13 protein-coding genes are annotated in these 13,154 nt (G+C 39.6%); 3 read left to right on the top strand and 10 right to left on the bottom strand.

All coding sequences use genetic code 11. The features are described 5' to 3' along the window. Positions 1 to 11 precede the first annotated feature (11 nt). From DOK79_RS02345 to DOK79_RS02370, 6 genes are all read right to left on the bottom strand, one after another. Positions 12 to 698, bottom strand: a complete 687-nt coding sequence (locus DOK79_RS02345; protein ID WP_206855141.1) for a methionine ABC transporter permease — start codon at positions 696 to 698, stop codon at positions 12 to 14. Further along, on the bottom strand, positions 691 to 1,725 hold the full coding sequence (locus DOK79_RS02350; RefSeq protein WP_206855184.1) for a methionine ABC transporter ATP-binding protein: 1,035 nt from the start codon (positions 1,723 to 1,725) through the stop codon (positions 691 to 693). Before DOK79_RS02350 ends, DOK79_RS02345 begins: the two co-directional genes overlap by 8 nt. A 384-nt stretch (positions 1,726 to 2,109) precedes the next feature. Next, the gene (locus tag DOK79_RS02355; protein ID WP_206855143.1) at positions 2,110 to 2,448 is read right to left on the bottom strand and encodes a glycine cleavage system protein H; all 339 of its coding nucleotides are present in this window, start codon (positions 2,446 to 2,448) and stop codon (positions 2,110 to 2,112) included. A gap of 1 nt (position 2,449) precedes the next feature. Further along, complete coding sequence (locus tag DOK79_RS02360; RefSeq protein WP_206855145.1) at positions 2,450 to 2,806, bottom strand: arsenate reductase family protein; 357 nt, start codon at positions 2,804 to 2,806, stop codon at positions 2,450 to 2,452. A gap of 6 nt (positions 2,807 to 2,812) precedes the next feature. Next, complete coding sequence (locus DOK79_RS02365; RefSeq protein WP_206855148.1) at positions 2,813 to 4,000, bottom strand: FtsW/RodA/SpoVE family cell cycle protein; 1,188 nt, start codon at positions 3,998 to 4,000, stop codon at positions 2,813 to 2,815. A 169-nt stretch (positions 4,001 to 4,169) separates the two neighbouring features. Then, positions 4,170 to 4,997 (bottom strand): LysR family transcriptional regulator, encoded by an 828-nt coding sequence (locus tag DOK79_RS02370; protein ID WP_206855151.1) that lies wholly within the window; start codon positions 4,995 to 4,997, stop codon positions 4,170 to 4,172. A 291-nt stretch (positions 4,998 to 5,288) separates the two neighbouring features. Between DOK79_RS02370 and DOK79_RS02375 the strand changes: the two genes are divergently transcribed. Both DOK79_RS02375 and DOK79_RS02380 read left to right on the top strand, forming a co-directional pair. After that, positions 5,289 to 6,257, top strand: coding sequence for a TDT family transporter (locus DOK79_RS02375; protein WP_206855153.1), 969 nt, complete (start codon positions 5,289 to 5,291; stop codon positions 6,255 to 6,257). Positions 6,258 to 6,378: 121 nt separating this feature from the next. Continuing rightward, on the top strand, positions 6,379 to 7,422 hold the full coding sequence (locus DOK79_RS02380) for a YeiH family protein (protein ID WP_206855155.1): 1,044 nt from the start codon (positions 6,379 to 6,381) through the stop codon (positions 7,420 to 7,422). Between the two features lie 77 nt (positions 7,423 to 7,499). On the opposite strand, the gene DOK79_RS02385 is transcribed toward DOK79_RS02380, so the two are convergent. Further along, positions 7,500 to 7,964, bottom strand: a complete 465-nt coding sequence (locus DOK79_RS02385; protein ID WP_206855157.1) for a methylated-DNA--[protein]-cysteine S-methyltransferase — start codon at positions 7,962 to 7,964, stop codon at positions 7,500 to 7,502. A gap of 218 nt (positions 7,965 to 8,182) precedes the next feature. Here DOK79_RS02385 and DOK79_RS02390 point away from each other — a divergent pair, with 218 nt between their 5' ends. Then, positions 8,183 to 9,136: a glycosyltransferase family 2 protein gene (locus DOK79_RS02390; RefSeq protein WP_206855159.1), complete on the top strand. Its 954-nt coding sequence runs from the start codon at positions 8,183 to 8,185 to the stop codon at positions 9,134 to 9,136. Between the two features lie 163 nt (positions 9,137 to 9,299). Here the strand turns inward: DOK79_RS02390 and DOK79_RS02395 are convergent, their stop codons facing one another. From DOK79_RS02395 to malX, 3 genes are all read right to left on the bottom strand, one after another. Further along, positions 9,300 to 9,842: a hypothetical protein gene (locus tag DOK79_RS02395; protein ID WP_206855161.1), complete on the bottom strand. Its 543-nt coding sequence runs from the start codon at positions 9,840 to 9,842 to the stop codon at positions 9,300 to 9,302. Positions 9,843 to 10,373: 531 nt separating this feature from the next. After that, on the bottom strand, positions 10,374 to 11,534 hold the full coding sequence (locus tag DOK79_RS02400; protein ID WP_206855164.1) for a MalY/PatB family protein: 1,161 nt from the start codon (positions 11,532 to 11,534) through the stop codon (positions 10,374 to 10,376). Between the two features lie 19 nt (positions 11,535 to 11,553). Next, on the bottom strand, positions 11,554 to 13,122 hold the full coding sequence (malX, locus tag DOK79_RS02405) for a maltose/glucose-specific PTS transporter subunit IIBC (RefSeq protein WP_206855167.1): 1,569 nt from the start codon (positions 13,120 to 13,122) through the stop codon (positions 11,554 to 11,556). Positions 13,123 to 13,154 lie beyond the last annotated feature (32 nt).

The following is a 13,154-nucleotide window of genomic DNA, read 5'->3' on the forward strand; positions in this document are numbered from 1 at the left end:
CCTATTTCCTACTATCTTTTATCTGTTTTCTTCGTTAAGAAATCCCCGATTCCTTGAACAATAAATACGATGACTAAAATAATCAAAGTAGCGACAAAAGTCACTGTTAAATTACCACGTTGGTAACCTTCTTGCCAAGCCAAGCCACCTAGACCGCCGGCACCGATTGCTCCTGCCATAGCAGTAAAACCGATCATTGAGATCGTGGTAACAGTCAAGCCTGAGATCAAAGCTGGCACACTTTCAGGGATCAAGACTTTCCAAATGATTTCCCAATAGCTCGCGCCCATCGCATCCGCAGCTTCTAACACGCCAGGACTGACTTCTCGAAAGGCAATTTCTACAAGCCGAGCATAAAAAGGTGCAGCGGATAAGACTAACGCTGGAATCGCTGCTTGTGCGCCTAGCATCGTTCCCACGATGGCTTTCGTAAAGGGAATGATCAAGACCATCAAGATCATGAATGGTGTCGAACGGAAAATATTACTGATGATCGAAACGATTCCGTAAATGATCCGTGCATAAGGTTTGTTTTTACGACCGATCGAATAAAGGATCAAGCCGAGGATCAACCCGATAAGTGTTACTAAAAACATGGAGATCAACGTCATGTATAACGTGTCCATGATGGCTTGTTGCATCGTTTCCATGTTGATTTGGCTGAAATCAAGGTACGTTTCTGTGAAGCTTTTATCCATGATGGATCACCTCCACTCCGACGCCTTGTTCTTTAATGAAAGTTTCTGCTTGGTCCAATTCTTTTTCCTCTCCGATCATCAAGGTAGTCAGTGAACCAAACGAGCCTTCTTTCGTTTGTTTGATTTTCCCATAAACGACGTTGATATCGACATTGTAGCGACGGATCGCTTGAGAAATCACTGGTTCGTTGGCATTCGTTTCATTGAAAGTCAATGTCACTAAACGTCCATCAGGATTTTCTTTGATCAACTCTGCCAATAATTCCGTAGATTCAGCTTCTGGTTCGATGTCTTGTTGGACGAAGCGTTTCGTCACTTCTTGTTGTGGATGACGAAAGACGGATAGCGCATCGCCTTCTTCAACGACTTGCCCACGTTCCATTACTGCTACCTTGTTACAGATTTTACGGATAACATTCATTTCATGCGTGATCAACACGATCGTTAAATTCAATTTTTTGTTGATTGCCAACAATAGATCTAAAACTTCTTCTGTTGTTTGCGGGTCTAACGCACTAGTGGCTTCATCACAAAGTAAGATTTCCGGGTCATTTGCTAACGCACGTGCAATCCCGACTCTTTGTTTTTGTCCACCGGATAATTGTGCAGGATAAGCTTGGCCTCGTCCTTCTAAACCGACTAAACGGAGCAATTCTTCTGCTCTTTCTTTCCGTTGTTGTTTCGGTACACCAGCTAATTCTAGCGGTAACTGGATATTTTCTAATACGGTACGTGACCACAACAAGTTGAAATGTTGAAAAATCATGCCGATTTTTTTACGAAAAACTCGTAATTCTTTATTTTTTAATTTGGTAATGTCCTGGTCGTTGACAATTACTTGACCATCTGTAGGTAATTCCAAGCCATTCAACAAACGGACTAAAGTACTCTTACCCGCACCGGAATAACCGACGATACCGTAAATGTCACCTTGTTCCACTTGTAGTGAAACGTCGTTGATAGCGTGGATCGTACCATGTTTTCCGCCAAATGTTTTCTTGACATTCGTCAATTGGATCAATGACATATCGTTCACATCTTTCTTTTCTGATTTTCTCTTAGGCAACAAAAAAACTTCCGTCCTTTGCGCTTAGCAAAAGGACGAAAGTTTAGACTTCCGTGTGACCACCTTGATTCGCTGCTATTTCACAATAACAACCTCGATCAGTACTTGACTCTAGTCGCATACTGCTGTGCTATAACGGGCACTCCCGTAGTCAGTTTGCTTGCGCTCACTCACTCTGCTCTAAGACCATCTTCCATCTCATTTCCGTTACCCTTTCACAGCAAACCGGGCTCTCTTGAAACATCTGTGACATGTACTCTTCTTATCAAAGCTTTCGTTATGATTGTTTATGATTATAGCAGTTACAAGAATCGGTGTCAAACGTTTATTTGAACACTTTCGTTCTTATAATGCGTCGAATTCTGCTGCATCGACATCTTTAAAACTCAATAACCAAGCAGTCATTTCATCTTCATCATTTAAAACTGCGATATTCTCGCTGATTTTTTCATTGACAGATGAAACTGTTCCTGACAATGGGCTTGCAAATTCAGTCACTGCTTTTTCTGCTTCTACTTCAACTAGTGCATCGCCTGCTTGATAGGATTTGCCGATTTTCGGTAAGTTAGCAAATGTGATCTCGCCTAGATCTTCTTGCGCTTCTTTTGTCAAACCTACGCAGTATTCTTTTCCATTAAATAAAATCCAAAGGTTATCTTTCTTCTTTAAGTGTTTCCCAGCCATTTTAATTAAATGCTCCTTCATATATTTTTTCGTTAAAACCGATTGTGACTAATTGATTGTCTTTGACGATCAATGGTCGTTTGATCAACATGCCATCTGTCGCTAACAACTGACTTGCTTCTGCGATCGATAGTTCGTCGATTTGATCTTTTAGACCAAGTTCACGATACTTCATCCCGCTTGTATTAAAGACACGGCGAAGCGCCACATCTGAATGCTTCAACCATGATTCGATCGTTTCTGCTGTCGGGGTATCTTTGACCATATCGATCGCTTGATACGCCACTTGATGATTGTCGAGCCAAGCCTTAGCTTTTCGACAAGTCGAACACTTTGGGTACTCATAAAAAGTAAACAACTTGCGTTACCTCCTAGATTTTTTTACCGGTGCTTCGTTTTGATAACGCATGGATAAAATCAATCCGATCCCGATCATATTTCCTAAGATCGATGAACCACCTTGACTGATAAATGGTAATGGAATCCCTGTTAATGGTAGTAAACCAATATTTGCGCCAATATTTTCAAAAACATGGAATAAGAGCATCATGATCAAACCACTTGCGATATACGCATAAAACTCGTTATTGGTATCGAAACAGACACGTATCATACGATAAATCAAAATAAAATACAAGAAAATGACAAACGCGCCACCGATAAACCCAAAATTCTCACCGATGACAGTAAAAATCATATCTGATTCTCTGACTGGCACATAGATGTTGCTGACGTTGAAGCCTTTTCCGAACATCCCACCTGTTCCAATCGCTAAAATCCCTTGGGCCGGTTGGAAACTAAAGCCTGACGTATCATGAAATGGATCAAGCCATGAATCGATCCGAGCAAATTGGTAAGACTTAAACCCTACAGTATAAAGAAACTCTCTTCCTGATTCTGTCGTTACAAGAAAAATCGTGCCAGCACCGACAATAAATGCAAAAGCAAAAACCGGTCCGATGATTTTCCAAGAAATCCCAGACATCAAAAAGACGCCACCAAAAATTGCTAGAAAGACAAGCATCGTTCCGAAGTCTCGTTGTGCCATGACTAAGGTGATCACAGGGATCGAAATGATCATCAGTTTCGCAATCAGCCAAAAATCAGATTTGAGTGTCCGAACTTTGACTTGCGTGTTGTGCTTCGTTACGATCAATGCCAACATCAAAATATAGGCGATTTTCATCAGCTCGGCTGGTTGGAAAGTGACATTACCGAAGCGGAACCAGTTTTTTGAACCGGTACTTGCTGCTAAGTTCTGATCGTAAAACTTCAAAAGCAAACCCATGACCAGTAACCCTGCCCCATACAGATAAGGCGTTAATTTCCAGATCCATTTCGAGTTGATCCGCATGACGACGGCAATCGCGATTGCGCCAACGATGTACCAAATGATTTGCATGCCCACACCTCTAGCCACTGAAGGCCCGTTTGGATCGTGTGTCAATGCAACATATAAGGATAAAATCCCAATCAAACATAATAAAAATACCGGTAGAATGACTCCGTAATCGATACGGTTATCATTTGAAGTTTTTATTTTTTTTTCCATTTTTCATCCCTTTTCCTAAAAACCATACTGCCCTATATTATAGCTGTCTCCTTCTATAAATGAAAGCCAAAGCAAATGAGATTTGCGAAAAATTAAACTTATTCATTTCTCTTTATTCTTTCTTAAGATAAAAGCGAGAGAAGCACAAAAATGAAGGACTAAGTTCTCTTTATTTTTGGATTATCTTTTCCTTTTCATAAAAGTTCAGGATCTCATTCCCTACTTCTAATAGGCGTTCCGAAGTCAGATGGGTCCGCTGGATCAAATAAAACTGCCGAGATTCAGCTAACGGTTCAACGTGTACTCCTGCTGGCACTGCTCGTTTAGATAACAAAGAACGACCAATGCCTTCTTTCAACATTGCCACAATCACTTCATTGCTTTTTACGAGCATTTTCTTTCCTTGGATATTCTTTTCTTCAAAATAACGTTGGGTGTAATGAAACACGCCTGAAGACGTTTCTCTAACTAACCACAGTTCGCTCTTAGGATCACCTGCGACGACTAATTCATCTTCAAGCAAGGAAAATCGTTGGACGCCTGTTGTTTCTAAAGGTTTTTCGATAAAACCAAAATCAGCTTCATGTTTTGCCACTTGATCCAAACTTTCATGAGAATTTGCAAAAGCAATCGAAAAGTTGATTTTTGGAAAACGCACGAGCAATTCTTTCATCAATTGAGGCAATACATAAACAGCAAACGTATGGGAAGCAACGATTCGGCACATTTCCTCCTCATTTTTTTCATCCGCTAATTGTTGCTGCGTCTTCTCCCATTCTTCTAATAAGACCAGTGTCCGTTCATACAGTAAATCAGCTTGCTTTGTCGGCTTCATTTCCTGTCGCCCATTGCGTTGGAAAAGCTCCACCCCTAAATCTCGTTCCAATTGTTTGATCTGATTTGACACAGCAGGTTGAGACAAATAGAGCAATTCAGCGGTTCGAGAAAAATTTCTTGTTTCATAGACGACACGAAAAGTTGTTAATAATTTAAACATCTAACCACTTCCATTATCTTTTTTTATAGTAACTATAATAACTATTTGATTTAAATATATCAAAAAGACTCTATAATGAACAGTGTAAGGAAACGGTTGTGAGACCTTCAGTTACACACACCGCACAACCTTCCAGACAGCTTACTGCAACGATAAGGAGAAGTATCCATGCGATTTGTTTTTTCCCATTGAAAAACTTTACTATTCTTCGTAACAAGCAGTTTTCATCGTTGGCTACTTATCGTTGCAACGAGCTTGTCTTTTATTTTTTAGCGAAAAGGAGAGTAATGTATGAAGCATTTCTTGAAGATTGTTCCGATCCCGATCTGTGGGTTGATCCTTGGATTAACTTCTTTAGGGAATCTTTTAAAAGACTATCATCTGACGCATGTAGGGAATTTCGTTGGCGCGATCGGTATGCTATTGATGCTGTTGATCATCGGCAAACTGATCCTTTTGTTTGAACACACAAGGCAACATTTATATGACCCAATCGTCGCTTCTGTTTCGCCAACCTTTACGATGTCTTTGATGGTCATCTGCACCTATTTTATTTCTTTCAAATCAATTGCGCCTATTGTGAAGTTGATTTGGTTAGCCGCAGTGATTTTCCAAATCGTTTTGGTTCTTTACTTTAATTATCATCATGTGGTAAAAGCTGATTTGTCATTGGAAGCTATTTATCCAAGCTGGTTTATCGTGTATGTTGGTTTTGGTGTCATCACAGTAACCGCAGGAAACTTTTCTCCTATGATTGGTAAGATTTTCTTTTGGCTTTCTTTAGCTTGTTATGTCATCTTGTTACCAGTGATCATCCACCGGATTTTCTTTATTAAAAAAATGGCACAGCCAACCTTGCCATTGATTGCGATTCTCGCAGCACCCGGTTCATTGTGCCTCACTGGTTACTTAAAAAACTTTGCAGATCCAAATCTTGCCTTAGTGGTCACACTGTTCCTTGTTTCTCAAGTTCTTTACTTTATCGTTTTAGCTATGCTGCCACGTTTATTATTACTCGATTTTTATCCAAGTTACGCAGCATTTACTTTTCCACTGGTGATCTCTGCAACAGCAATATTTACTGCGACAGCTTATTTCCATCAATTAGGCTTTGCGACAGGGATCTTGGACGGATTGAAAGTCATCGAATGCTTGATTGCTTGCGGTATGATCGTTTACGTTTTAGGACACTATACCATCTATTTAATAAAAGAACATAGTCAACATAAACATCACCTTTCAAAGGGATTGATAGAATAAACCTCCCCTTCTGTCTTTTTCGTTCGGTAAAAAGGCAGAAGTTTTTTTACATTCACTAAGAAAGGATTAAATGATACTATATTTTAGACAGACTTCTTCTTACATGAAAGGAAACAATCAGATGAATGCTTTATTAACTTATATAAAAACGTTGAAAAAATTTGGTGCCCGGAAAATTCTACCTGGCCTCCTACTCGCCTTTTCTGTCGCCGTCATCAGTCGGCTACTAGCGCCCTTCGTCCCTCATCTCGGTGCCGGGACAGTTGCGATTTTACTTGGTATCATTTTAGGAAACACACTTTTCAAGCAACCTAAACTTGCGGTTGGGACAAAATTTGCGGAAAGTAAACTATTGGAATGTTCCGTTTTCTTACTTGGTGCGACTGTCACGATCCAAACCATCGCACAAATTGGTATCAAAGGTGTTACTTTTGTACTTCTACAAATGACCGTTACGATTATCGGTGCTTATTTTATCGGTAAGAAATTATTGTTTAGTGACACCTTCTCCTTGATGATGGCTGGCGGAAACGCCATTTGTGGTTCTTCAGCCATTGCCTCGATTGCTCCCGTAATCCATGCCGATGATGAAGAAAAAGGTCAAGTCATCACATTAGTCAATCTGCTCGGAACAGTGATGATGTTAACACTTCCTTTCTTAGGCCTACAATTATTCGGTGGTAATTTGATTGAAAAAAGTGCCCTTCTTGGTGGAACTTTGCAATCGGTCGGACAAGTTGTTGCTGGTGCAAGTTTATTGGATGCTTCAGTCGTGCAATTTGCGATGCTGTTTAAGATCATGCGGATCATGATGCTCGTTGTCGTGGTCTATCTCTTTGAAAAATTTATGACAAAAAAACAACCAGTTGCCCCTTCTGCGTATACGCCGAAAAACAACAGACGAAAACTACCACTACCATGGTATGTCTTAGGCTTCTTGATCGTTTGCTTGATCAACAGCTTTTTCACCATTCCCCATGCGATCGATCAAAGCGCTAGTTTTATTAGCGGATGGTTCGAAGTCACTGCATTAGCAGCCATTGGTTTGCGTTTGGATTTCTCAAAATTCATGAAAGAAGGCACGCGTTTCTTGACGTATGGCTTAACTGTTGGACTCTTGCAAACGATCATGGCGTTATTCTTTATTTGGTTGATCAAACTATAAGACGAAAAAACATCAACACGCTGAAGTAAAATAAGTTCAGCGTGTTGATGTTTTTTAGTTATACGTTTCCGTCACAATCAATGAAGTAATACATTTTCCAGTACTAATAGTTGCCGTTTGATCACTAACCCGTTCTCAGCTTTTCCCATATACCCAGTCAATTGACCATTTTGTCCGATCACTCGGTGACAAGGAATGACGACTGGAAGAGGATTTAAACGATTGGCTTGCCCAATGGCACGAGCCGCTTTTGGTTGGCCGATGGCTTCTGCTACTTGTTTATACGTTCGACTTTGTCCATAAGGAATCGTTGTGAGGACTCGCCAAACCTTTTGTTGAAAAGCTGTCCCTCTCTTGAAAGATAAAGGTACAGTGAACACTTGTCTTTCACCTGAAAAATATTCTTCAAGCTGTTGTTTTGCTAAAGATAGGATTTCAGCATCTGCTTCTTCATTTTCGGGAATCCATTCAAAAGAGACAGCAGTTAACCCTTTTTGATCTGCATCCAGCCACAAAGGGCCGATCATAGTTTCGATTCTCATCTCTGTCCGCCCATCCTCATAAGTTGGGCGTTCCTCCTCATCGGTTATTTCCCTAATCATCTATGATTCGTAAAAAAAAAGCAACCTAAAAGTTTATTTAATGCCACAGAGATGGTACACTGAATAAGGCACTTATAACATCTATTATCTTTGTTATTTAAGCATACTTTTGTTTATATAAGATATATGAGAAAAACATGCTTGAAAGGAACGAAAATATGAAAATATCAATTGTCATCCCTTGTTTTAATGAAGAAAAAACTGTCCCACTTTTTTTTGATGAAGTCGAAAAATTTCGTGGCGACTATGAATTCGAGTACTTGTTCATCGATGATGGGTCAAGCGACGGTACATTGGCAGCCATTAAAGAATTAGCAAACGCACATGAATCCGTTCGTTTTGTCGCTTTTTCACGAAACTTTGGAAAAGAAGCCGCACTATATGCCGGACTTCAAGCTTCCACAGGAGATCTAGTCACTGTCATGGACGTCGATTTACAAGATCCTCCGGAATTGTTACCAGTAATGATCGATAAAGTCATCCACTCCGATATCGATTGTATCGGTACACGCCGTTCCACTCGAGAAGGTGAACCAGCAATCCGTAGTTTCTTTGCGAAAAAATTTTACCAACTGATCAATCGCATCAGTGACACAGAGATGGTCGATGGGGCAAGAGATTACCGCATGATGACTCGCCAAATGGTGGATGCCGTCTTAGAATTAGCTGAATACAATCGCTTTTCAAAAGGACTATTCAGTTGGGTAGGCTTTAAAACGGAATATCTATCATTTGAAAATCGTGAACGAGTAGCCGGCGAAACTTCTTGGTCTTTTTGGAAATTATTCAATTATTCAATCGACGGCATCGTCAATTTTTCTGACACTCCATTGACGATTGCCTCATTTGTTGGCGCATTGTCATGTATCGGTTCAGGAATCGCTATCTTCTTTATTATTCTACGAGCATTATTATTTGGCGATCCAACATCCGGTTGGCCTTCACTCGTATCGATCGTTTTATTCATCGGCGGGATCCAACTACTTTGCCTTGGTATCATCGGGAAATACATCGGGAAAATCTTCCTTGAAACAAAAAAACGTCCGGTTTATATCGTACGGGAAACTGAAAAACAAAAAGCCCACCAAATTGGTGAACAAACAGACAAATAATTAATGAAGAAAGCTATCCTTTAAAATTAGAGGGTAGCTTTTTTTACTCTCCTCTTTAAATTTTGGCGTATTTATATACGTCTAATCTATTAATATAAAGAAACAAATACTTTAAATCGCTTATTCATTGACTTGTAAATAGTTTTAGTACAAAAATACTTATTTATGCGATTATTTTTTTCATAGGATACATAGTCACTTGATATTCTTTGTCTTCCTCACTGAATAAAAACAATTTATCTGCTTCGATCCTGTACTTATGATCTTTGATCACATTTGCATAGTTCACACTTGTTGGATCTGGTTCTAAATAGAAGTTATCTTGATTAACTGAATATATTCTAGCATACTCTAGCAGCCCAGACAGATTGATTCGCTTTACTTCGCCAGATTCATTGAAGATCAAGATACCTCCACCCTCCAGTTTCCAGGAATACTTGATCAAGAGATCTTGTAACTGATCATGGGAGATATCACTTTTTATTTTTAATTTCTGATATGCTTCATCGACTTGTCCAGGGCCAGGAAAAGCTTTTTTGTATTCCTCGAATGTTAGATCTTCTGAATCAGCTATTTCCTGTGATTGAGTGCTTTCTTTTGTTTCTGGAATGTTGTCACTCATTTCAGATTGTTTTGTATTTGTTTCACTACTGCAACCGACCATTAGTAATAGAAATAGTAAAGTGGATATTATTCGCTTCTTCATTCTATTTGATTATTCTCCTTTCGTTTCAAACAGTAAAGCAGTTGAATTATTCATAACCTATTCAAATAGTTAATTGCTATAATCCAACTTTGAAAAATCAGTTGTACGTACAGCAATATTTTTAAAACTACTCTAATTGCTTTATCAATTCATGCTTTAAAAGTTAGAACGTGTGCTAAATTTTTACTAGCCCCTTTGACTACTACCCTTCAATTAATTCACTGCCAATTTTTTATCCTTGATTTCAGAAACTCTCTTCACCAAAATAATAGAGCATAAAAATGGGTGCCATCTTCTTATTATGTACATTTACATAAATATAAATATGTAATATTAGTTATTTAATATTTACATACTTTCTGTTCATTTCTGCTCAAGTTATCTACTTTTATGTACATGTGATATGAAACAAGAATTTAGAATCATGCATGACAAAAGGCAAAAATATATGTTCCTATTTTTGCCTTTTATCTCATATTTATAAAGAAAGTGATTTTGACTTGTAACTCCCTATCGATTGCAGTTCACCCTTTATCCTAAACTTTCTGTCAATCGCCGCAATCCTTCTTCCAATTTCTTCCGTGGACATCCCACATTCAATCGTAAAAAATTATGACTGGTTTCTCCATACACTTCACCAGACATGATTGCTACCTTTCCACGTTCGATCATGCGTTGTTGAAGCTGTTCCATATTGAATGGTACTTGCGAACAATCGAGCCACATCAAGTAGGTGGCTTCGCTTTTTGTCACGATGATTTCTGGATGATGTTGTTTGAGGTACGTAGTGACAAAAGCAATATTGTCATCAATGTACTGATTGAGTTCAGTGACCCAACTGCCTTCCTTTTCATATGCTGAAATCGTCGCAACTAATCCAAAAATACTCGTTGAGCTGAGTCCATCAGCTTCTTTCATCTGATGCAAAAATCGTTGACGTAAAGATGGATCTGGGATCAATCCGTAAGAAAAAATCAACCCAGGAAAATTAAAGGTTTTACTTCCTGATGTGACGACTGCGACATTTTTTTGGATGAATTCTGTCAATGGTCGATGCTGTTGTCCTTTTCTTAGAATGTCCATGTGGATCTCATCCGAAATAATGAATACCTCGTTTTTTTTGGCAAGCTCGATGATGTTCACTAATTCCTTTTTTGTCCACACTCTACCTGTTGGATTATGGGGACTACACAATAACAAAATTTTATTCTCAGGTCGCTCAAGTAACTGGGACAAATTTTCAAAATCCAATTGGTAAGTGCCGTTTTGATAGATCAATTCATTCATTACTAGTTTACGATCATTTCCAGCAATCAGTTTATAAAAGGCATCATAAGCCGGTGTCTGTATAATGACGCCTTCGCCAGGTTCACTTAATAAGCAGATCAGTTGTTTGATACTATAGATAACGGAAGGACTATACACCAACCAGTCTTCGTCGATCTGGTGTCCAAAATGCTCTTTGTACCAGTGAGCAACCGCTGCTTTGAAATCTGAGTGATTCCAACGAGTATAACCAAAAATTGGATGTCGTAACCTTTCTTGGAGCGCAACTTCAACGCCTGTTGGTACTTTAAAATCGGTATCAGAAATCGTAAACGGCAAGAGATCATTTTTACCGAAGCGGTCTTCAATATAATCCCACTGCGTACAATACGTCCCTTTCCGATCGATCTGTTCATTGAATGACATCTTCTACACTCTCCTGACCTTAGAACGACAAGATGTCATCCAATTGATTTCTTACGGTCGTCACTTTTGTTCCTATAATGACTTGCACATTCGTATCATCCAAGTGGACCACACCTAATGCGCCTAATTTTTTCAGTCGGTCATCGTCAACGATCGATCCGTCATTCACCACTAACCGTAGACGCGTAATACAATTATCTAAAGAAGTAATATTCTCAGCACCGCCTAAAGCAGCCAAGACCCCATGCGCATCAACTATGCCTTTTCCTTTGTAGGAGACTTCTTCCTCCGTATATTCTGTCTCAGCAGTCGCTTCTTCACGTCCTGGTGTTTTCAAGTTTTTGCGTAAAATCACTGTTTTGAACGTAAAATAATAAATCCCAAACCAACAAGCCCCCACAAGTAAAACCAGCCACCATTTGGTATAAGAGCCCTGCATAACTCCGAAAATAATAAAGTCTAAGATGCCACCATCGGTATTACCAATCGTTACCCCTAATAGACTCATGACCATAAACCCGGCACCAGTCATCAATACGTGGAAGCCCCATAGAAGCGGACTAATAAATAGAAATAAGAATTCGATCGGTTCGGTGATCCCTGTTACAAAGGTAGCGATCACACCTGAAATCAGCAAGCCTTTGATTTTCGAACGATTCTCTGGCCTTGCCGTTTGATACATCGCAAGAGCCGCGGCAGGCAGCCCAAACATAAATGTTGGCATTTTCCCTTGTGAAAGAAAAGCAGTGGCACTAGGCGAGATCGCTAGTCCTTGTTGCAATTCATTATAAAAAATATTTAGCGCGCCAAAGACTTCTTGTCCGTTAATGACCTGACTTCCGCCAGCTTCTGTAAATCGGATCATCGATACTAAAATATGATGTAAGCCAAATGGCAACAATAGCCGTTCTCCTGAACCGAATAAGAATGGTCCAAAAGCCCCAGAACGTTGGATCAAATTTCCGATCCCAGTGATCAACATGGCAAAAATTGGCCAAACCATTGGAATCAACACACCAACGATTGCTAAAGTTACTGAGGTAATGATAGGCACGAAACGTGTTCCTGAGAAAAAGGCAAAACTATCTGGTAATTGAAATTGGTAGAATCGCGTATGCAGCTGATAAACGATCAGCCCGACAATGATCCCACCCAATACACCCATGGATAAAGTTTGGATGCCAAAAACCATTTCTTGACCTGCTTCACGTAATTGTTCACTCGCTGCCAATTGATTCGTTTCTTGCAAATAAAAATTGATCGATAATTGCATCACTACATACCCGACAAAACCTGAAAAAGCAGCCACACCTTTTTCTTTACGTGCTAAGCCTAATGGTATCGCCATCGCAAACATCACAGGTAAATAGCTAAACGCAAACCCGCCGATCGTGGACATAAACCGAAAGATCACCTGTAACCAACCAGCACCTAAAAATGGAAAAGCAGTGATTGCTGATTCAGCGGAAAAAGCACTCCCGATTCCGAGGAACAATCCCATGAAGGCTAACAGTGCGACGGGCAACATAAACGTTTTTCCTAACCCTTGAAAAATCTCCATCCAACTTGCTTTCTTTCCTTTTTGCATTCCTTTGACCCCCTTACTCTATTTCTTACCCT

It is taken from the genome of Enterococcus sp. DIV1094, assembly GCF_017316305.2.
Classification (GTDB): domain Bacteria; phylum Bacillota; class Bacilli; order Lactobacillales; family Enterococcaceae; genus Enterococcus_B; species Enterococcus_B mangumiae.